Source organism: Pacificoceanicola algae (assembly GCF_049341065.1).
GTDB lineage: Bacteria > Pseudomonadota > Alphaproteobacteria > Rhodobacterales > Rhodobacteraceae > Pacificoceanicola.
The window spans coordinates 78,225-99,061 of record NZ_JBMPIX010000011.1 but is presented as its reverse complement, the minus strand read 5'-3'; the positions used below and the strand labels follow the sequence as shown (position 1 = coordinate 99,061).

Sequence of the window (20,837 nt, the reverse complement as noted above, 5' to 3'; positions counted from 1 at the left end):
GTCAGCCTCTTTCGATGGAGCGTTCGTAGCGGATTGAGGCCATCAAAGACAGACCGATCAGGCAGGCACCAATCAGCCCGGTGATAACTTCGGGGATATGCACAACCGATTGCGCGAACATGATGATCGACAGCACCAGCACCGAATAAAAAGCGCCGTGTTCCAGATAACGAAATTGCGCCAGTGTCTTACGTTCGACCAGCATCAGGGTCATCGACCGCACATAAAGCGCCCCGATCCCCAGCCCGATGGCGATGAGAAACAGGTTTTGCGTCAGGGCAAAGGCGCCGATCACCCCGTCAAAGGAAAAGCTGGCATCCAGAACTTCGAGATAAAGGAAGGCGCCGAGGCCGCCCGAAGCCGCCGCGCTTTTGGTTTCCTGCGACGCATCAAGCACATGGCCCAGCAGTTCCACCGCAAGAAAGGTCAGCAGCCCGCAAACCGAGGCAAAGAGGAATTCCGCCCCCTCCTGACCCGGCAGATTGACTGAAAAAGCCAGAGCCGTCGCCAGCACCAGCGCCACCTCAAGCCCGCGGATCGAGGCCCAGTCCCGCAGCCGCGTCTCAATCGCGCGCAACCAGTCCACGTCCTTGTCCTGATCGATGAAATAATTCAGCGCCACCATCATCAGAAATGTCCCGCCAAAGGCCGAAATCGACAGATGCGCCTCGTCCATGATGCGGGCGTAGTCTTGCGGGGCTTTGGCGGCAAGGATGATGGCTTCGATCGGGCCGATCTTGGCCGCGATGGCCACAACCGCCAATGGAAAGACGATGCGCATACCGAAGACTGCGATCAAGATACCCCAGGTCAGAAAGCGGCGCTGCCAGACCGGTGTCATATCTTTGAGCTTGTTGGCATTGACGATGGCATTGTCGAAACTGAGCGAGATTTCCAGCACCGCCAGAACCGACCCGATCAAAAAGAACGACAGCCCGCCCGCAGCGGTCCCGGTTGTTTGATAGCCCAGCCACCACGCCAGCGCCAAACCCAGACCCGTCAGGATCATCGGCCAGCGGAAATAGGACAACAGCGGGTTCATTCGGTGCTGTCCGGTAGGGCATAGACCGGCGTCAGCAGGGGTTCGCCCGCGAAAAAGGCGGCCAGATTGTCGACCACCGTTTGCGCCATGGCATCGCGGGTTTCCACGGTTCCGCTGGCATGGTGAGGGTACAGTGTGACATTGGGCAATGAGGTGAGCGCCGGGTTGGGGTTCGGCTCGTTCAGGTAGACGTCCAGCCCTGCGCTGCCCAGCTTGCCGGTTTTCAGGGCATCGATCAACGCGGTCTCGTCCACGACACTGCCACGCGCCACGTTGACCAAGGTGCCCTGCGGCCCCAGTGCCTCAAGCACTTGGGCATTGATCATCCCTTCGGTATCAGGACCTCCCGGAACAACGACAATCAGTATATCCGCCCAGGTGGCCAGGCCGGTGACGGTCTCATGAAAGGCGTAGTCCACGGGCTTGCGACTGCGCGAGGTATAGCCCAGTTCGACGCGCAGCGGCTCCAACCGCCGCGCAATGGCTGAGCCGATGGTGCCCAGCCCGACGATCCCGGCGCGCTTGCCTTTGACCGAAGACAGCAGCGGGTACATGCCCTTTTCGCCCCAATCCCCCGAACGGACGTAATCATGCGCATGGACCAGCTCCCGGCGGCAGGCCAACGTCAGCAGCAGCGCAATATCGGCCACATCATCATACAACGCGTCCGAGCTGTTGGTCAGAGGGATCCCCTTTTCCCGCAGCGCCTGATCGTCGATGTTTTCGAACCCTGCCGAGGAGCAGGCGACAATCTTGAGATTGGGCAGATACTCCAGATCGGCGCGGGTCAGGTTTGCATGGCCATTGGTCACAATCGCGGTACAGCGTGGGCCAAACTCTGCCAGAAAGGCGCCTCTGTCGGTCGCTTCATCAAGGCGATGCAGCGTATAAGCCGCTTCCAACTGGGCCATTGCCTTGGGCCGAGCGGGGAAAATTACCAGAACGTCAGGTTTGCCCATTACGAAGCCTCTTGCAATGCGCGCCGCGCGTCTCGGCGCTGTGCCTGAATATCCGGGTCCGGGTTCAGCGACGCGGCCATGAGATTGCGGGTGTAGTCCATGCGCGGGTTTTCGAAAATTTGTGCCACGGGGCCCTGCTCGACAATCTTGCCCCCCTGCATGACCACAACGCGATGGGCGAAATCGCGCACCAAGGGCAGATCATGCGCGATAAACAGATAACTCAGCCCCAATTCATCCTGAAGTCGGGTCAACAGGTCGATAACCTGCGCCTGAATGGAAACATCCAGCGCGGAAACAGCTTCGTCGCAGACGATCAGCCGGGGTTCCAGCGCAAGGGCCCGGGCGATGGCGATCCGCTGTCTTTGCCCACCCGAAAACTGGTGCGGATAGCGGTGCATATGCCCAGCCTCCAGCCCGACCTGATCCAGCAACTCGCGCACCCGGTCTCGCCACTGCGCCTTGGGCAGGATGTCCGGATGGATGATGAACGCTTCTGAGATGATGTCATAGACCGTCATCCGCGGATTCAGCGATTGCGTCGGGTCCTGAAACACCATCTGGATATCGCGGCGCAACTTGTACAGCTCTTGCGGAGAGATGGTGACAAGGTCCCTGCCCTCGTACAGCGCCTCGCCCGAGGTCGCAACTTCCAGCCGCAGCAAGGTCTTGGCAAGGGTCGATTTGCCCGACCCGCTTTCGCCCACAATGGCCACGGTTTCCCCCGGCAGAACCGTCAGGTTGGCGCTGTGTAACGCGGCAAAGGCGCCAAAATACTTTGTCAGCCCGTTGATTTCCAAAAGCGGCTTCATGTCCGTTTGCAGCGGGGCGGTCATCTGGCCGCTGCCCGGCACAGCGCCAATCAGCTTTTTGGTATAGGGGTGCACAGGGTTGTGATAAACTTGGCTGGCGCTGCCGGTTTCGACGATCTGGCCCGAGTTCATAACCACCACGCGATCCGCGACCTCGGCGACGACGCCCAAGTCATGGGTGATCAGCAAAAGCCCCATCCCCGTCTCTTCGCGCAACTTTTCCAGCAGCGCGAGGATCTGCGCCTGAACGGTCACGTCCAGGGCTGTCGTCGGTTCATCCGCGATCAGTATGTCGGGTTTAAGCGCCAACGCCATGGCGATCATCAGACGTTGCCGCTGACCGCCCGAGAACTGGTGCGGATAAGCGTCGATCTTGTCCTCGTACTCAGGGATGCCGACCCGTTTGAGCAGTTCAAGACAGCGGGCGCGGGCCTTGTCCTTTGGCGTGCCATGCGCGGTCATCATCTCTTCGATCTGGAAACCCACGGTATAGACAGGGTTCAGATGGCTCAGCGGGTCCTGAAAGATCATCGCGATGCGTTTGCCATTCAACTGGCGGCGTTCTTCATCGGTCATCCGCAGCAAATCGCGGCCTTCGAACAGGACTTCACCGGCGACGATATCGCCCGGCGGACAATCGATCAGGTTCATGATGGCCGAGGCCGAAACTGATTTGCCCGAGCCGGACTCGCCCAATATGGCAAGGCATTCGCCCCGGTCGAGATGCCAGCTGACATCGCGCACCGCATGCACGATCCCTTGCGCGGTGTGGAAATCCACCGTGAGGCCACGCACTTCAAGAAGATGACCGGTCATTTCGATTTCCTCGCGATCTCAAGCCGCCAGCGTTGAACCGGATCAAGCGCGGTGCGCATCCAGTTTGACAATAGGTTCAGCGACAGCGTGGTCAGAATGATGGCAAGACCCGGCATGAAAGACAGCCACCAGGCGTTGGTCAGATAGGGCCGCCCCTGGGCCACCATCAAACCCCAGGTTATCTCGGGCGGCTGAATGCCGATGCCAAGGAACGAGAGCGAGCTTTCCGCCAGCATGACAAAGGCAAAATCCAGCGTAGCGATGGTCACAAGCGTTGGGAAGACGATGGGCAGGATGTGGCGAAACACGATCCTTCGGGTGCTGGCCCCCATGACCTGCGCGGCCTGCACGAACATGCGTTCGCGGACCTCCAGCACCTCGGCGCGGGTGGTGCGCAGGTAGATCGGAATCCGCGTGATCGCCAGCACAACCACAAGGTTTCCCACCGAAGGCGACAGCATATAAAGCACGATCACCGCCAAAAGCAGCGAGGGAAAGGACATGATCACATCCGCCAGTCGCATGATGACCTGACTGGTGATCCGAAAGGTGTAGCCCGCAATCAGCCCCAGCGCCGTTCCGATGCACATTGAGGCAACAACCGCGCCGGCCGCGACCATCATGGTGTTTTGCGCTGCAACAATCATCCGCGCCAGCAGGGGCCGGCCAAGCGCATCGCCGCCCAGCCAGTAAACCCATGCCTTGGACCAGTCAAAAGGCGGCGCATTGCGCCCGCGCAGGTTTTGTTTGGTCGCGATACCATCAAGCAACATTGGCCCAAAAACCGCGCAAAACACGACGACAAGCAGGAAGATCGCGGCGCAGAGCGCGAACTTGTCCCGCCAAAGCATCCGCAAAATGGAAAGCCAGGCGGGCGGCGCATCGGGCAAGGGTTGCGAGGTCTCTGTGACGGCCATGGGTCAGTACCGAATGCGGGGATCGAGCACCGCGTAGAGGATGTCGATCACGATGTTCATGACAAATATGGCAACCGCGGTGACAAAGATCGCCGCCAATACCACTGTGAAGTCCCTTTGCAGAATTGAATCGATCATCAGCTTGCCCACACCGGGGAACCCAAAAACGCTTTCGACCACCACGGCTCCGTTCAACAGCGCCGCAGCCTGATCGCCAATCACTGTAATGACAGGCAACATGGCGTTGCGCAGGGCGTGGACAAAGATGATCGGTCGATTGCGAACACCCTTGGCACGGGCGGTTTTGACATAGGCCGAACTGAGCGCCGCGATCATCGCGCCGCGGACGATTTGCACGATCAGGCCAAAGGGCCGGATGAACAGCACCATGATCGGCAGGATCCAGTGCCAGACCGTCCCGGTGCCCGAAGTTGGCACCCAGCCAAGGTTCACGGAAAAGACCACGATCGCCACGATTGCAATCCAGAAATCCGGGGCGCTGGCACCGATCAGGGAAAGGAAAGTGGCCAGGCGGTCAAACAGCCCGCCAACCCGGAAAGCCGCCAGGCTGCCCACCGCAATCGCGGCTATTGTCACCAGCGACATGGTGATCACCGCCAGTTGCAGCGTCCAGACAAAGGCGCGCAGCACTGCATCCAGCGCCGGCTCACTGCGGCGGATCGACATGCCGAAATCGAACTGCACCAGATCCCCGACATAGCGAAAAAACTGAAGGATCAGCGGATCGTTGAGGCCATTGATCTCGCGAAACCTTTCGCGGCTTTCGGCCGAGGCATCCACCGGCAGATACAGCGAGGCCGGGTCACCTGTCAGACGTGACAGGAAAAAGACCAGCACGATCAGCACGATAAGAGATATGGCGCTTGCGATCGCGCGTTTGCTCAGAAAGCTTGTCATGACGGCTCCGCAGGTCGAATACGCGGAGACAGGCTTTTGGACTTGCCCCCGCGAAGATTGTTTTTGACTTACTTGAACTTGATCTGCGCCAGTTGCAGTTCAGAGTTTGTGCGAATGGTCGGTTCGAAATCCAACCGTTCGTTGACGCGGGTAAAGCCCACCATGTGCCACAGGAAAACATCTGCAACGAGATCGTTGAAGATATAGGCAAAGGTATCTTTCCACAAAGTTTCCCGCTCGTCCCCGGTTGCCGCCGTCGCAGCTGCAATCATACCGTCCAACTTGGCATCGGTAACACCAGACTGGGCCCCTTCGGACGCGTATTTGAAGAACATAGAAAAGACCGGATCGCCATTGGCGTTGTCATGCATCGCTTCGACCAAGATCGGACCTTTGTCCGCGACGAAGGGCTTGGAGTAGTACTCGTTCCACTCGGCGGTTTCGACCATGTTCAGCTTGATGTTAAAGCCGACGTCCTGCCACATGGCCAGAAGGGCCTCCATGGTTTCGGTGACGTTGGCAAAGTTCTCAAGACGCCCGATCAGCAGGATCTCGCTGTCGACCGGAACACCATCTGCCTTGGCTTCGGCCAGAAGCGCCTTGGCTTTTTCCGGATCAAAGGCATAGGGCTGCAGATCGTGGTTGTAGCCGATGGTCGAAGGCGGGGTCATGCCGGTGGCAAGCAGAGTGCCATTGGCAAGGATCGTGCCGACGAAGGCCTCTTTGTCGACCGCGTAGTTCAGCGCCTGACGGACCCGGACATCATCCAGCGGCGCCGTGTTGTTGTCGAGGCGCATATAGACGGTTTCCGAGTTCGGATAGCTGTAGTCGGTCGCCTGATCCGTGGCGTCCTGCAGTGCAATGTTCGGCGCGATATCGGCTTCACCTGCGGCGACCATTGCGGCGCGTACGGCGCTTTCGGACCGGAAAACATAGGTCGCATTCTGCACTGTCGGCGCATCGCCCCAATAGTCACTGCGCGCGCTCAGTTTGATGTGCTGGCCGCGGGCATATTCGTCAAAGGTATAGGGGCCGGTGCCAATCGGCTGATCGACAAAGGCTTCGGTATCGGTTTCCGAGGGCAGAACCGTCAGTGTCGACATCAGCAGCGGCAGGATCGGCTGCGCCGGATCCGACGTGATGTCGATCGTGGTGTCGTCAACGATACTGGTGGTCAGTGTCATGCCGCCATAATATTTGGCGCCGATCTCGCAGACGAATTTGTCAGACTTGTTGCGCTCAATCGAAAAGGCCACGTCAGCGGCATCCAGCGCGGTGCCGTCCGAAAAGCTCACGCCTTCGCGCAGGTGAAAGCGCCATGTGCCGCCGCCCATGTCCTCCCAGCTTTCTGCAAGGCGCGGTTGCAGGCCAGAGCCAGGCACCCGCTCGGTCAGCGTTTCCGAGACGTTTTGCAGGATGACGCGGCCGATGTTCGACTTCGACGCCATGCAAGGCTCGACGTTTTCAAGTTCTTCCGACAACACGACCGTAAGCGAATTGTCCTGCGCCAAAGCCGTGCTGGCGAAAGTCGTCGCCAGCAATACTGCCGAAAGGCGTCCAAAGGTATGGGTCATGGTTTTCCTCCCTAATCCCCGATTCCGGCGACCTCTCCTCAGGCCGCAAGTTCTCCGGCCAACGACTCATTGGACGTGCCGGAATTCCGTTTAGGATACGCATCAAATTCCGGTCGAACGTTCCGACCTTGGATTGAATTGATCCAAATTTTGTATCATGCTTCCCAGGCCAGCCCCCAATCGGAGCGCTTTGAATGGCCAAGTCCGCCTATGAGCTGTACCAACTTCGCTGCTTTATTGCCGTGGCCGAGGAACTGAATTTTCGCCGCGCCGCGGTGCGCCTGAACATGACGCAACCGCCGCTGTCGCGGCAAATCCAATTGCTGGAATACGCTATCGGCGAGACCCTGTTCGAACGTTCCAACCGCGAGGTCCGCCTGACCCCCGCTGGCGAAAGCCTGCTGGTTAGCGCAAGCGATTTGTTGCAACGCTCGGAACACGCGGTGCTGATGGCCCGTCAGGCCGCGCGCGGCGAAGCGGGCGACGTTGCGCTTGGCTTTGTACCCTCGGCGGGCATCGAATTCGTTCCGCGCATCGCTCTGGCAATGCGTCACGCTTTGCCTCAAGTTACCTTCAAGCCAGCCGAGATGATGAGCTACGAAATCGTCCAATCTCTGCTGTCGGGACGCCTTGATCTGGGCCTGACCCGCACCGCACGTCGTCACCCCGAGATAGAGAGCTTGCAGGTCGTCAACGAACCCTTTGTGTTGGCGCTGCCGGCTGCGCATCCCCTGACCCGTGCCGCCGATCCCACCTTGGCCGACCTGCGCGACGAAAGCTTTGTCGGCTATTCGGCGGATCGCGGCGGTTTCCTGCGCGAGCAACACCTTGCGCTGTTCGCCAGCGAAGGCATCGCCCCGGAAATCGTCATGGAGGTCAGCCAGACCATGACAGTCCTCGCCTGTGTGAACGGCGGGTTGGGTGTGTCGTTGGTGCCCGCCTCGGCGCAATCGGTTCAGATGGCCAATCTGACCTATCGCTCCATCGCCACACCCAAACGCTTCCGCTCTTCCCTGTACCTGACCATTGGGCCAAAGAAGCGCGACACACCGCTTTATGCGCGGATGCGCGAAACCATCACGCAGGTTCTGGCCGAGTTTCGATAACGCGCTCATGGCTGCGGCCTGACCTGTCCCCGCGCGCTGCGCGCCATCAAAAGGATCGCGACAAAGATGACCGTTGCCCCGATCCATGTGGACATCGGCGCAACCTGTCCAAACAGAAAGAACCCGAGTGCCGCCACGATGGGGAGGCGCAGGAAATCGACCGGCACGATCAGAGAGGCTTCGGCAAAGTAGAAGGCCCGCGTGACGCACCCCATTGCCGCTGCGCCCAGAAGTCCCTGCACCGCAAGGATCATCCATTCGTACGGCGTCGGAGTTGCCCAGACCAGAATTGCAGGCAGGGCGGCGATTGGCACCATTGCGATCAAGTTCCAGGCGACCAGCGCTTCGGTCGTGTCGCGCCCGGACATGGGCTTCAGGATCAGCTGAATGAGCGCGGTCAGCACCGCACCCAAAAGCGCAAAGAGCAAGCCACTGGAAATCCCCGCCTGTCGCCCTGGGCTGAGCACCACCAAAACCCCGACAAACCCGATGACCACGGCCGCGATCCGCAGCGCCCTCGGGCGCTCCGACAGAAACAGCCATGCGCCGATGGTGACGAAGATCGGTGACGTAAAAGCGATCGCCGTCACGTCCGCCAATGGCGCGGTGGCGAAGGCCACGAAATAGGCCAGAAGCGAAGCCAGCTTGAGGGCCGCACGCAGGGCATGCCGAAACCGGTAGTTGGATCTCAGGATGCCGGGCCGCGCCACGATCCAGGGGAGAACAACAAGCAGTCCGAAAAGCGCCCGGGTGAAGCCCATGACAAAGGGGTGCACCGATCCGGCGAGATGCCGCACCAAGACGGAATCGATGGCCCCAAACACCGCAGCCAATAGCATCAGGCCAACGCCGAAAAGTGCTGCGCGGTCCGTATCCTTGCTCCATCCGGCCGTTGCCATCCCAGCTCCAACAAAAGTAACCGCAAGACGTAAAACACGCGCAGCGGTGGTCATACCAGATAGTTTCAGGCAACCAGTAACTTGTCAACATTTTTGGTTTTTCTCAGAATCTAAGATCGACTTTCATGTATTTGTTATTTATTACATGAACTTATATTCCATTACGGATTTACGATGCAAACTTTCAACTTGACAACTTGTAACTATAGGTCGAAAGATTTGCCGCGTCACCCTCGCCCGAAACAGTCAAAGGAAATAGAATCGGTGCGCACGCTCTCTCCTGAAGACATCGTCGCTCAAATGGATGGGCGCCTGACGCCGAACGGTGCAGGCCGGGAGGACGCGCTGCTGCCTTCGCCCTGCATCCAGAATCACGCAGCCTTTTTGTCGCTGGACGCTGACGGGCTGTCCTGCCTTTGGTTCGGCGGATCACTGGAAGGCAAGTCCGACATTTCCATCTGGCGTTCGAAGATGAAGGCGGACGGCTGGTCAGAGGCCGAGCAGTTGACCGACGATCCCGACCGCTCGGAGCAAAATCCTGTGCAGTTCGATGCACCAGACGGACGCAGATTGATCCTGCACACCGCACAGCCCGGCGGCAATCAAGACGCCTGCGTCGTGCGCATGCTCCCCGAAGGAGGCCCGCCGCGCGATCTGCCCCTGCCACTGGGAACCTTCATCCGCGCCCCTATCCAGCTGCGCGCCGACGGCGCCTGGCTGCTACCGCTTTTCATGTGCGTATCACGCCCCGGCGAACGCTGGACCGGCAGCCACGACACTGCCGCGCTGGCGATCAGTCAGGATGCAGGCGAAACATGGGGTGTGGTGCATGTGCCGGAGTCGATGGGCTGCGTGCATATGACTCTCGTACCGCTCGGCCCAAACCACTACGCCGCCTTCTTCCGCCGCCGCCAGTCCGACTTTGTGCACCGCTGCGAAAGCCATGACGGCGGCGAAACTTGGAGCGCGCCAGAGCCGACCGATGTTCCCAACAATAATTCGTCAATTTCTGTGATCCGATTGCGGGATGGACGCGTCGCCATGGCCTGCAATCCGGCCAACGCCGAAATGTACCCGCTCGCGCGCCGCGCCTCGCTCTATGACGAACTTGGTAAGGACGACAACCGCCCCAATGCAGGCGGCGGCTGCAACCCGATCTGGGGTGTGCCCCGGGCGCCGATGACACTGGCGATATCGGATGACGGCGGGCGCAGCTTCGCCAAACGGATCGTGGTCGAAGATGGCCCCGGCGACTGTCTGTCCAACAATTCGGTTGACGGCGCCAACAAGGAAATGTCTTACCCCTCGCTGGTTGAGGATGACGCCGGAACGCTGCACCTTGCCTATACTTACCATCGCCGCGCGATCAAATATGTGCGGCTCACCCGCGACTGGCTGGAGGCACAATGATTGGCATCACGATGGGCGATCCCGCAGGCGTCGGCCCGGAAATCATCCTCAAGGCCGTGGCCGCAATGAGCGCAGAAGACAGGGCACAGACCCGCATCTTTGGCTGCCTCACAACACTTCAAGCCGCCGAAGTGGTGGTTCAGACCGGCCTGATGCCGGGACAGGACGTGGCGGTCACCGACATCCCCGTCGTTGGCGCCCCACTGCCTTGGGGCAAGGCCGACGCGCGGGCTGGCGATGCGGCCTTTCGCTTTATGGAGGCGGCAGTCAAAGCCGCGCTGGCGGATGAAATAGGCTGCATCGTGACCGCGCCACTGAACAAGGCAGCGCTGAACGCGGCGGGCCATCATTATGACGGCCACACCGGGATGCTGGCGCATCTGACCGGCACACCCAAAGCATGGATGATCCTTGCATCAGAGCGGCTGAAGGTGGTGCACAATTCAACCCATGTGTCCCTGCGCGACGCCATCGACAGGGCGACACCGGACTCGATCCTCAAGACAATCCGCATCGGCAATGAGCACCTGAAACGTCTGGGCTATGACACCCCGCGGATTGCCGTGGCAGGCATCAACCCCCACTGCGGGGAAGGCGGGCTTTTCGGCACCGAGGATGACACGCAGATCGCCCCTGCCGTCAAGGCGGCACTGGCCGAAGGCATCAACGTCGAGGGGCCCATTCCCGCCGACACGGTGTTTCACCGCGCCTACAGCGGAGCCTTCGATCTGGTGGTCGCGCAGTATCACGACCAAGGACATATCCCGGTCAAACTGGTCGCCTTTGATACGGCAGTAAACGTGTCGCTTGGGCTGCCGATAGACCGAACCTCGGTCGATCATGGCACCGCGTTCGATATCGCGGGAAAGGGAATTGCCAGCCATGAGAATATGGAAAAGGCCATCGCCTACGCGCGCAAACTGGCCGCCGGGAGGGGACATTGAAACACGCGATCCACGGCGTCCATTGCGCTGCCGCAACGCCCGTCACTGCAGATGGCAAGCCAGATCTGGCGCTGTTTTCCCAACACTGCCGGGCGCTGCTGGACGAAGGCTGCCACGGCGTGGCGATGCTGGGCACCACTGGCGAGGCCAACAGCTTTGGCCTTTATGACCGCATGGCGCTGGTTGACGCCGCGATCGAGCACGGCATTCCCGCCAATACCCTTCTGCCCGGCACCTCGGCCCCATCGGTCAGTGACACGCTGTCCCTGACGCGCCACGCGGTGCAGGCTGGGGCCAAGGGCGTCGTCCTGCTGCCACCCTACTACTACAAAGGTGTCAGCGACGAAGGGCTGTTCCGCTTTTACGCGCGGGTGATCGAGGGGATTGGTGATGACCGTCTCCGGGTCGTGCTCTATCACATTCCTCAGGTCACGCAGATCCCGATCAGCCACGACCTGATCGACCGGCTGATGGCCGAGTTCCCCGGTATCGTCTGCGGGATCAAAGACAGCTCGGGCGATCTGGAGAACATGACCGCGCTCTGCCAACGGTTCCCGGATCTGGGCGTTCTGGCCGGAGCCGATCCGATGATGCTGCCCCTGCTGCGCGTCGGCGGAGCAGGCTGCATCACGGCCACATCGAACCTTCGCGCGGACGCGCTGCGTGCGGTTTGGGACGGCTGGAACGACCCGACGAAATCCGATGAGGTCGGCGCCGCACAGGCCCGGATCAACGACTGGCGCGAGCTTACCAACGCCTATGTTCAATTGCCGACGGTCAAGACCATGCTCGCGCGGTCGCGCGGCGATCTTGGCTGGCTCAACCTGATGCCGCCGCTGGTCGAGCTGACCAAGGCCGAACAGCAGGATGTCTGGGCGCAAATGCAGCAGCTTGACGGCTGAGAGAGGACCCTATGGACATATCACGCGCAATCACCCTGCACTTGCCCAAACGGTTTGAGGTTGGCACCGGCACCGCCGCGCGGCTTGGCGACTGGGCACCCAAGGACGCCCGAGTTCTGATTATCGCACAGCCCGTGACCGCAGGGATGATCGACAAGCTGGGCCTGCGCGGGCAGATCACCGTTTTTGACGGCGTACACCCCGAACCCAAGGACACCGATCTAGAGGCTGCATTGGCAGCGGCCCGCGCCTGCAAGCCCGATCTTGTAGTGGGTCTTGGCGGCGGATCGGTCATGGATGTTGCCAAGCTGGTTGCGGCACTGTGGGACAGCGATCAAACCCTGATCGAGGTCGCCGGGCCAAACAAGGTGGCACAGAAATCTTCGCTTCTGGCGCAGGTGGCGACGACCGCAGGCACTGGCTCCGAAGGCGGCATCCGCGCGCTGATCACCTCGAGCGAAACCAGCATGAAGATCGCTGTCGAAAGCCCCTTTATGGCCGCCGACATCGCCATTCTGGACCCCGAACTGACGATGAGCGTGCCAAGTGCCATCACCGCCGCGACCGGCGTTGACGCGCTGGCCCATTGCGTCGAGGCCTTTACCAACATCAACGCGCACCCCTTGGTGGATGACTACGCCCGCATGGGCATTCGGCTTGCGGGGCAATTTTTGCGCCGCGCCGTGCAGGATGGCTCAGATGCCGAGGCCCGCGCCGGGATGTTGCTGTCCAGCTTTTACGGCGGGCTATGCCTCGGCCCGGTGAACACCGCCGCCGGTCACGCGCTGGCCTATCCGCTGGGCACCCGCGCTGGCATTCCGCACGGCCTGAGTGTCGCGCTGCTGTTCCCGAACGTTTTGGGATTCAACGCCCCCGCACGCGCCGAAAAGACGGCCGAGGTGCTGACGGCGCTTGGCCTGCCAGCCACGGATGATCCCGAAACCGTGGTTGCGGCAACGCGCGACTACTGCAACACTCTGGGGATCGAAATGTCGATGCAGACGCATGGCGCACGCGAAGACGATCTGCCAGCCTGGGCCGCCGAGGCGCATGGCATCCGGCGCTTGATGGACAACAATCCGCGCGACATGAGCGTGACTGACATCGAAGCGATCTACCGCGCGGCGTACTGAAAAGGGGCTTGGCAATGCGGATCATCATTTTTGGCGTCGGCGCGGTCGGCGGCGTGGTCGCCGCGACGCTGGCCTTGGCAGGCAAGGATGTCCTTGGGATCGCGCGTGGCAAACGTCTGGAGGCGATCCGCGAAAAGGGTCTGACCCTGCGCAGCCATTACGGCAACGACACCGTCGCCCTGCCCTGCGTCGAGACGCCAGCCGAAATCACCCCGCGCCCTGACGACGTGATCTTGCTGGCAACCAAAAGTCAGGACACGGTGCCCGCGCTTGAAGCCCTGCGCACGGCAGGTTTCACCGACCAGGCGATCTTTTGCATGCAGAACGGCGTTGCCAACGAAGCTATGGCGCTGCGCCTGTTTCCCAATGTCCACGCCGTCAACGTGATGCTGCCCGCCGAATACATGCAAGCCGACGAGGCAATTGTCTTTGGCCACCCGAACCTTGGGGTCTTTGACATCGGGCGCTATCCGCAGGGCTGCGATGCCGTGGATGATGCGCTGGCCGCCGCCCTGACCGAGGCCCGCATCAAGACCTTCGTTCAGGACGAGGCGATGCAGAACAAATACGGCAAGCTGCTGGTCAATCTTGGGAATATTGTCGAGGCCGCCTTGGGCCGGAGCGTAAAAGCGCCCGAGATCATTGCCGCGCTCAAACAAGAGGCTGAGGCGGTCTATCAAATGGCCGGAATTCGCTGGCAGGACATGGGCGCAGGCGATCCGCGTCGCGGGACGCTCTTGACCATCGAGCCGATCAAAGGGCTTGACCGGATTGGCGGCTCGACCACGCAAAGCTTGGCTCGTGGTGCCGGATCGATCGAAACCGACTATCTCAATGGTGAGATTGCCTTGATCGCCCGGCTTAACGGAAGTGACGCACCGCTGAACAGCCGTGCCGCGGCTCTTGCCGCGCGGCTGGCACGGGAAAAAAGCCCATCTGGATCGTTGTCTCCAGCCGAGCTGGCAACCGAACTGGGGCTTTAACCGCCTTCGGCCTGCCGCCCATCAAACAACCGGTCCCGCGACCCTTTCAAATGGCGGCGCATCAGATCGCGGGCCTCATCGGACTGCCCGTCGCGGATCGCGTCAAAAATCGCCTTATGTTCACGGTAGACCGCATCCAGCGCGTCGCTTGATGCCTTTAGCGACAGGCCATGAAACTGCATCCCGACGGCAATATGCTCCTTGAGCGCCTGCATCGCGGTCGAGAAGTACTGGTTGCCGCTGGCCTCGGCGATGGCGAGGTGAAAGGCAAAGTCCGCATCCTCGCGGTGCCGGGACTGGGCCGTCGCGTCGCGCATCAACCCCAGCGCATCGGAAATCACCTCAAGGGTATTGGGACCGCGCCGCAGCGCGGCCTGCGCGGCGGCTTCGGGCTCTACCGTGATACGGAATTCATAGCAGCGGTCCAGATCCGCGATGCTTTCGAGACTGCCAAAACCCAAAGGTTCGCGCACCCCGGCCTGACGCACGAAGCTGCCGGCGCCGCGCCGCGAATAGATCAGGCCCTGTTCCCGCAGCCGCCGCAGCGCCTCGCGGATCGTCGGGCGCGAGACCTGAAACTCAGCTGCAAGATCATGTTCCGTCGGCAAGCGTTCATCCGGATCGTAAGCGCCGGATTTGATTGAACGCATCAGCTTTTGAAAAACTTCATCCGGCAGACTTTTGCGATTGGATGCCGCAACGGGGCCTTTGCCAGGGCGTTGTTCAGTCATTGCCGCAACCCTCCATATGTTTGGCCATCTCGGCGAGCCTGACAAAGGTTTCGGCATCGCCGAAGCCGCCAGACTTGGTCAGAAAGCTGCGCTCCCCCACCCGGCAACAGGGCAACCCGGGCAGGACTTCGCCGGTGACGGTCAGCACGTCGATCCCCTGTTCATCAAGCATGGCCTCGGCGGTGGCACCACCCGTCATCAAGACGGTTTGCGCAAGGCGCAAAACTGGTGCGGCACCCTCAGCAAATCGTTGTGCTGCCCTTCGGGCGGAGGTGTCTTCGCCAGGAGTGATCTGCAACAAAGTGACCTCTGCTGGCGGGCCCGAAATTTCCGGAACCTGTCCGCCGGGCGCTTTGATCACCTGAATATCGCCACGAACCTGCCGCAACCGCGCAACCTGCGCCAGTGTGATCGGATCGGTTGATCCAACCGCAAAACAAATCGGCCCTGCAAGCCTATCAAACACAACGTCCCGGGCCTGCGCCATGCCGCTTAGAGCCATTGCCAACCCGCGCGCGCCAACAAGGATCGTATCACTTGCCAAATCGCGCAAAGCCTCGTGCATGTCTTCGGCGCTTGTCACCTCGGGGATAACGGCCATGTCCGCAGCGCGGCCCAACACTCTGGCCACATTGATCGGGCTTTCAATACCAAAGCCGGACAACCTGCCGCCCCGCACCACCCGCCCAAAGTCAGGAATGGCCGGTGCAACCAGCATGTGGCGCGGCCCAAAAGCCTCCAGCTCGGCGGCGATGTTGCCCTTCAGCCGGGAATCAATCTTTTTGAACAGCCGCGTTTCAGCCGGCAACTGGCGCAGTACTTGTGCCACCCGGTCCCGCGCCTCGGCCACCGCGATTTCGCGCGAGCGGGTCGAAACCGCGATCACATCGGGTTGTTCTTGCAGGGCTTTTTCAATCGCATTCGCATCGGTGGCAACCACCACCTTTCCAGACCCGGAAAATGGCGCCGAGCTGTCCAAAGCGCCGGTCAGATCATCTGCGATTATGGCAAGGTGCGGCATGGGTCGAGTGCAATTTGTTCAGTTGTCCGATATTCCAGTCTTTTTCATTTTTTGTCAAAGGGTTTAAGCTTTGGATTTGTCAGCATTCCGGCATTGGACAAGGGGTCAATTCATATACGTTCCGCCATTGGCGTTGATCGACTCGCCCGTGATGAACGCAGACTGCTCAGATGCCAGAAACAGCACAATCTCGGCTATGTCCTGTGCCGCCCCAAGCCGGCCCAAAGGCACGCCGGCGGTGACTTTTTCCCGGTAGTCCGTGCTCCATTGCGCCGACATGTCGGTTTCAACCGGGCCGGGACAAACGGCATTCACCCGGATACCGTGCGGGGCCATTTCATAAGCCAGATGCATGGTCAGATAATTCACTGCGGCCTTTGAAGCGCCATAGGCGGGCGCGGCATTCTTGTGAGGGGTCTTGGCCGTGGTCGAGCTGACGTTGACGATTTTCCCACCCTTCTGACGGATCATTTCCGGCAGCACCGCGCGACAAAAGTGCAATGTGCCATTCAAGTTGACGTCGATCACCCGGTTCCAGTCCTCAAGCGACATTTCCAACGTCGGCGCCCGCGTGTTGATCCCCGCATTGTTCACCAGCACATCGACTGAGCCGAACTTGTCCAGCGTAAAGGCCACCGCAGCAGGCCCGGTATTGGGGTCAGCGACATCGCCAACAAAGACCTCGGCCCTTCCGCCAGCCGCGATGATCTCGGCCTTGAGGTCCGCCAGTTTTTGCGCGTTGGTGCCGTGCAACACGACCGAGGCCCCTGCCCCGGCCAACCGCAGCGCGCAGGCCCGGCCGATACCACGGCTTGCGCCAGTGATGATCGCTGTTTTGCCCTTCAGCATTACACCTCTCCTCTTGTAAATTGCCATGACCGCTGGGTCGCCGTGATCCGCGCAGCATTGCCGAGCGTCCGGCGATAGGCAAGCAATGGCAAATGACCTGCGCTCGGGTGTTGCGGAGCCCTGCGGCTACTGGCAGGGTGTTGCCAAGACATCGCGCCTTTGGGCGCCTGCCTGTCATCAAACGGTGGGCCTGCCACCGGCATACATTCCGCACGAAGAGGAACCGAAATGCGTTACCACACACCTGAAACATTCGAGGAAGCCGCCCGCGTCGCCGCCTCGGCCTCTGGCGTGACGCGGTTTCTGGCTGGGGGCACCGACGTACTTGTCCAGTTGCGGGCGGGGATGGTGATCCCCGACGATCTGATCGACCTGAAGCAGATCGCTGGCGTACGCGAGATTGCCCAAACGCCCGAGGGCGGCTGGCGTATTGGTATCGCTGTGTCTGGCGCCGAACTCGGCGCGCATGATGGATTGACCGGCGATTGGCCCGGCGTGGTTGAAGGCATGGAACTGGTCGGCTCGACCCAGATTCAAGGTCGTGCGACCCTGACCGGCAACCTGTGCAATGGCTCACCAGCGGCGGATAGCGTTCCGGGACTGGTGGCCGCAGGCGCCATGGTCACCGTGACCGGCCCTGATGGCACCCGCGAGGTTGCAGTTCAGGACATCCCGACAGGGCCGGGCAAGACATCACTGGCCGCTGGCGAAGTGATCTCGGCCATCACCCTGCCGCCGCGCGGCGCAAATGGGGGTGACGCTTATCTGCGCTTTATCCCGCGCACGGAAATGGACATCGCTGTTGTCGGCTGCGCCGTCAATCTGCGGCTGGATGGTGACACCATCACCGAAGCGTGCGTCGTTCTTGGCGCTGTCGCCCCCACCGTGGTTGTTGTCCCGGACGCCGCCACCGCAATCATCGGCACCACCTTGGACGACGCGGCCATCGACGCGCTGGTCGCTGCGGCCCGCACCGCCTGTTCCCCGATTGACGACAAACGCGGAACGATCGAATTCCGCACCGACGTGGCGGGCGTGCTTGCGAAACGCGCCGCCCGCATCGCCTATGACCGGGCGAAAGGAGCCTGAAAATGAGCAAGATCCATGTGACAACCACAGTAAACGGCGATCCGGTCGAGTTCCTCACCGATCCGCGCGAAACCCTGCTGGACTGCCTGCGTGACCACCTTGGCCTGACCGGTTCGAAAGAAGGCTGCGGCACTGGCGATTGCGGCGCATGTTCGGTGACGCTGGACGGCACGCTTGTCAGTTCCTGCCTCGTGCTTGGGGTCGAGGCCCAAGGCAAGAGCATCGAAACCATCGAAGGCATGGCCAAGGGCGCTGAGCTTCACCCGCTGCAACGTAAATTCATCGAACACGCCGCGCTTCAGTGCGGGTTCTGCACGCCGGGCATTCTGGTCGCCGCCAAGGCGCTTCTGGAGCAGAACCCGGAACCGACCGAAACCGAAGTCCGCTATTGGCTGGCAGGCAACCTGTGCCGCTGTACCGGATATGACAAGATCGTGCGCGCCGTGATGGATGCGGCCGCCGAACTGCGTGGGGAGGCTGCGTGATGGCTAAAGACGAGTTCAAGGAATTCAAGCTGGTCGGCACCCGGCCAAACCGCCCCGATGGTCTGGACAAGGTCACAGGTCGGGCGCGCTATGGTGCCGATATCTCGGCGCCGGGGATGCTGTTCGCAGCGGTCGTGCGATCGCCACATGCCCATGCGCGCATCGTCAAAATCGACGCCTCCAAGGCCGAGGCGCTGGAAGGCGTCAAGGCGGTGGTCACCCGCGCCGATTTTCCCACCGGGCTGACCGGTGAGGATTGGAACCTGCAGGAAAACACTATCGCCGGGGACGTGGCGCTGTATGACGGCCATGCGGTCGCGGCTGTTGCCGCCACTTCGGCGCTGCTGGCGCAAGACGCCGCCCGCCTGATCGAGGTGGAGTACGAAGTTCTGCCCCATGTGACCGAGGTGGACGAGGCGATCAAACCCGACGCCCCGGTGATCCGCCAAGGTGCCGCCGATGCCACCGTCCCCGAAGGCAGCCCGCCCAATGTGGTGCGCTACATGGAGTTCGGTCACGGCGACGTCGAAGCCGGCTTTGCCGAGGCCGATCTGGTGATGGAGCGCAGCTACAAGACCGAAGCAACCCATCAGGGCTATATCGAACCGCACGCCTGCCTTGGCCAGCTGGGCGAGGACGGCAAGGGCGAAATGTGGGTCTGCACACAGGGCCAGTGGTTCATCCGCAAGATGTGTACCGCCGTTCTGGGATTGGATGCGTCGCAACTGCGCGTCACTCCGTCCGAGATTGGCGGCGGGTTTGGTGGCAAGACCACGATCTTCATGGAACCGCTTTCGCTGGCGCTGTCGCGCAAGGCGGGTGGGCGTCCGGTCAAGCTGGTGATGAGCCGCGCTGAGGTGCTTCGCGCAACCGGGCCGACCGCATCCGCCTCGATGGACGTCAAGATCGGCATGAAAAAGGATGGCAGCATCACTGCCGCCAATGCCGAATTCCGCATGCAGGGCGGTGCCTTTCCGGGCGCACCGGTAGACATGGCGCTGTATTGCGCCTTTGCCTCGTACAAACTGCCTGCCGTGCATCACGTCGGGTATGACGTTCTGGCCAACCGCCCGAAATGTGCCGCCTACCGCGCGCCGGGCTCGCCCATGGGGGCCTTTGCAGTCGAAAGCCTTGTCGACGAAATGTGTCGCGAGCTGAACCTTGATCCGCTGGACGTGCGCCTGAAAAACGCCGTGAAGGAGGGGGACAGGGCCAGCTATGGCCCGAAATTCGGCAGCATCGGCCTGATCGAAACGCTGGAGGCCACCAAGACGCACCCGAACCTCTCTGCCCCGCTTGGCCCCAATCAGGGCCGCGGCATCGCTTCGGGCTATTGGTTCAACCACGGCGGCGAAACCTCGGTTTCGATGGCAATCTCCGAGGACGGCACTGCGCAGGTGTCTGTCGGCACCCCGGATATCGGCGGAAGCCGCGCTTCGATCGCGTTGATGACCGCCGAAACGCTGGGCATCCCTTACGAAGATGTGCGGGTGAACGTGGTCGAAACCGGTGCGCTTGGCGTGAACGAGCCGACCCACGGCAGCCGGGCCACCTTTGCCAGCGGCAAGGCCGCGGTCGAAGCCGCGACTCATGCGATCAAGGAAATGTGCCGCCGCGCCGCCAATGAATGGGGCATCGACGAAGATGCCGTGGAATGGGTGGATGGCGCGGCGCAACCTGCCGGTCCAAACGCCGGAAAGTTCCGGCCGATGACCATCGCAGAGATTGCCAGCAAGATGGGCAGCACAGGCGGCCCGATTTCCGGACACCATGAATCCGTTCCCGGCGGTGTCGGTGCAAGCTTTGGCACGCATGTGGTCGATGTCGAGGTCGATCCCGAAACCGGGCGCACCACCATCCTGCGCTACCTTGTGGTTCAGGATGCGGGACGCGCGATCCACCCCTCTTACGTCGAGGGGCAGTATCAGGGCGGCGCGGCACAGGGGATCGGCTGGGCGCTGAATGAAGAGTACGTCTATGACAAGGACGGGCATCTGTTGAACCCGGTCTTTCTGGACTACCGCGTGCCGGTGGCGTCCGACCTGCCGATGATCGACACGGTGATCGTCGAGGTGCCGAACCCCGGCCACCCCTACGGCGTGCGCGGTGTCGGCGAAACCGGCATCACCCCGCCCCTGCCCGCCATCGCCAACGCGATCCACGCCGCCACAGGCGCACGTCTGCGGCACCTGCCCATGTCACCGCCCAAGGTTCTGGCGGCGATCAAGGCGGCGAAGGGGTAACGAC

Annotated in this window: 19 protein-coding genes; 9 read left to right on the top strand and 10 right to left on the bottom strand. The window is 61.3% G+C overall.

All coding sequences use genetic code 11. From position 1 onward, the window contains the following. Position 1 precedes the first annotated feature (1 nt). The 6 genes from ACOYQJ_RS16420 to ACOYQJ_RS16395 form a co-directional block, all read right to left on the bottom strand. On the bottom strand, positions 2 to 1,042 hold the full coding sequence (locus tag ACOYQJ_RS16420; RefSeq protein ID WP_422907126.1) for a DUF475 domain-containing protein: 1,041 nt from the start codon (positions 1,040 to 1,042) through the stop codon (positions 2 to 4). Next, positions 1,039 to 2,001: a 2-hydroxyacid dehydrogenase gene (locus ACOYQJ_RS16415; RefSeq protein WP_422907125.1), complete on the bottom strand. Its 963-nt coding sequence runs from the start codon at positions 1,999 to 2,001 to the stop codon at positions 1,039 to 1,041. The genes ACOYQJ_RS16420 and ACOYQJ_RS16415 overlap by 4 nt, the downstream gene beginning before the upstream one ends. Then, positions 2,001 to 3,629 (bottom strand): ABC transporter ATP-binding protein, encoded by a 1,629-nt coding sequence (locus ACOYQJ_RS16410; protein ID WP_422907124.1) that lies wholly within the window; start codon positions 3,627 to 3,629, stop codon positions 2,001 to 2,003. The genes ACOYQJ_RS16415 and ACOYQJ_RS16410 overlap by 1 nt, the downstream gene beginning before the upstream one ends. After that, positions 3,626 to 4,546: an ABC transporter permease gene (locus tag ACOYQJ_RS16405; RefSeq protein WP_422907123.1), complete on the bottom strand. Its 921-nt coding sequence runs from the start codon at positions 4,544 to 4,546 to the stop codon at positions 3,626 to 3,628. Before ACOYQJ_RS16405 ends, ACOYQJ_RS16410 begins: the two co-directional genes overlap by 4 nt. Before the next feature lie 3 nt (positions 4,547 to 4,549). Then, positions 4,550 to 5,464, bottom strand: coding sequence for an ABC transporter permease (locus ACOYQJ_RS16400; protein WP_422907122.1), 915 nt, complete (start codon positions 5,462 to 5,464; stop codon positions 4,550 to 4,552). A gap of 68 nt (positions 5,465 to 5,532) precedes the next feature. Beyond that, positions 5,533 to 7,038: an ABC transporter substrate-binding protein gene (locus ACOYQJ_RS16395; protein WP_422907121.1), complete on the bottom strand. Its 1,506-nt coding sequence runs from the start codon at positions 7,036 to 7,038 to the stop codon at positions 5,533 to 5,535. Positions 7,039 to 7,232: 194 nt separating this feature from the next. Between ACOYQJ_RS16395 and ACOYQJ_RS16390 the strand changes: the two genes are divergently transcribed. Beyond that, a complete protein-coding gene (locus ACOYQJ_RS16390; protein ID WP_422907120.1) occupies positions 7,233 to 8,144 on the top strand; it encodes a LysR substrate-binding domain-containing protein in 912 nt (303 codons plus the stop codon). Between the two features lie 5 nt (positions 8,145 to 8,149). Here ACOYQJ_RS16390 and ACOYQJ_RS16385 read toward each other — a convergent pair whose 3' ends face one another. Then, a complete protein-coding gene (locus ACOYQJ_RS16385) occupies positions 8,150 to 9,043 on the bottom strand; it encodes a DMT family transporter (protein WP_422907119.1) in 894 nt (297 codons plus the stop codon). Positions 9,044 to 9,307: 264 nt separating this feature from the next. Here ACOYQJ_RS16385 and ACOYQJ_RS16380 point away from each other — a divergent pair, with 264 nt between their 5' ends. From ACOYQJ_RS16380 to ACOYQJ_RS16360, 5 genes are read left to right on the top strand one after another with little or no spacing between them, the layout of a single operon-like run. Continuing rightward, positions 9,308 to 10,453: a sialidase family protein gene (locus ACOYQJ_RS16380; RefSeq protein ID WP_422907118.1), complete on the top strand. Its 1,146-nt coding sequence runs from the start codon at positions 9,308 to 9,310 to the stop codon at positions 10,451 to 10,453. Further along, complete coding sequence (gene pdxA / locus ACOYQJ_RS16375; protein ID WP_422907117.1) at positions 10,450 to 11,397, top strand: 4-hydroxythreonine-4-phosphate dehydrogenase PdxA; 948 nt, start codon at positions 10,450 to 10,452, stop codon at positions 11,395 to 11,397. The genes ACOYQJ_RS16380 and pdxA overlap by 4 nt, the downstream gene beginning before the upstream one ends. After that, on the top strand, positions 11,394 to 12,299 hold the full coding sequence (locus ACOYQJ_RS16370; protein WP_422907116.1) for a dihydrodipicolinate synthase family protein: 906 nt from the start codon (positions 11,394 to 11,396) through the stop codon (positions 12,297 to 12,299). The genes pdxA and ACOYQJ_RS16370 overlap by 4 nt, the downstream gene beginning before the upstream one ends. Positions 12,300 to 12,310: 11 nt before the next feature. Further along, positions 12,311 to 13,432 carry an iron-containing alcohol dehydrogenase gene (locus ACOYQJ_RS16365; RefSeq protein WP_422907115.1) on the top strand — a complete coding sequence of 374 codons (1,122 nt, stop codon included), beginning with the start codon at positions 12,311 to 12,313 and terminating at the stop codon, positions 13,430 to 13,432. Between the two features lie 14 nt (positions 13,433 to 13,446). Next, positions 13,447 to 14,415: a ketopantoate reductase family protein gene (locus ACOYQJ_RS16360; RefSeq protein WP_422907114.1), complete on the top strand. Its 969-nt coding sequence runs from the start codon at positions 13,447 to 13,449 to the stop codon at positions 14,413 to 14,415. On the opposite strand, the gene ACOYQJ_RS16355 is transcribed toward ACOYQJ_RS16360, so the two are convergent. The 3 genes from ACOYQJ_RS16355 to ACOYQJ_RS16345 all read right to left on the bottom strand — a co-directional run bounded on the left by ACOYQJ_RS16355 (position 14,412) and on the right by ACOYQJ_RS16345 (position 17,016). Continuing rightward, complete coding sequence (locus tag ACOYQJ_RS16355) at positions 14,412 to 15,146, bottom strand: FadR/GntR family transcriptional regulator (RefSeq protein ID WP_422907113.1); 735 nt, start codon at positions 15,144 to 15,146, stop codon at positions 14,412 to 14,414. The genes ACOYQJ_RS16360 and ACOYQJ_RS16355 overlap by 4 nt on opposite strands. Continuing rightward, positions 15,139 to 16,167: a four-carbon acid sugar kinase family protein gene (locus tag ACOYQJ_RS16350; protein ID WP_422907112.1), complete on the bottom strand. Its 1,029-nt coding sequence runs from the start codon at positions 16,165 to 16,167 to the stop codon at positions 15,139 to 15,141. Before ACOYQJ_RS16350 ends, ACOYQJ_RS16355 begins: the two co-directional genes overlap by 8 nt. Positions 16,168 to 16,272: 105 nt before the next feature. Next, positions 16,273 to 17,016 carry an SDR family NAD(P)-dependent oxidoreductase gene (locus tag ACOYQJ_RS16345; RefSeq protein WP_422907111.1) on the bottom strand — a complete coding sequence of 248 codons (744 nt, stop codon included), beginning with the start codon at positions 17,014 to 17,016 and terminating at the stop codon, positions 16,273 to 16,275. Positions 17,017 to 17,244: 228 nt separating this feature from the next. Here ACOYQJ_RS16345 and ACOYQJ_RS16340 point away from each other — a divergent pair, with 228 nt between their 5' ends. Genes ACOYQJ_RS16340 through ACOYQJ_RS16330 form a run of 3 tightly spaced genes read left to right on the top strand, consistent with a single transcriptional unit; the run spans position 17,245 to position 20,833 of the window. Beyond that, positions 17,245 to 18,105, top strand: a complete 861-nt coding sequence (locus ACOYQJ_RS16340) for an FAD binding domain-containing protein (RefSeq protein ID WP_422907110.1) — start codon at positions 17,245 to 17,247, stop codon at positions 18,103 to 18,105. A 2-nt stretch (positions 18,106 to 18,107) separates the two neighbouring features. Further along, positions 18,108 to 18,590 carry a (2Fe-2S)-binding protein gene (locus ACOYQJ_RS16335; protein WP_422907109.1) on the top strand — a complete coding sequence of 161 codons (483 nt, stop codon included), beginning with the start codon at positions 18,108 to 18,110 and terminating at the stop codon, positions 18,588 to 18,590. Next, positions 18,590 to 20,833 (top strand): xanthine dehydrogenase family protein molybdopterin-binding subunit, encoded by a 2,244-nt coding sequence (locus ACOYQJ_RS16330; protein ID WP_422907108.1) that lies wholly within the window; start codon positions 18,590 to 18,592, stop codon positions 20,831 to 20,833. The genes ACOYQJ_RS16335 and ACOYQJ_RS16330 overlap by 1 nt, the downstream gene beginning before the upstream one ends. Positions 20,834 to 20,837: the final 4 nt, after the last annotated feature.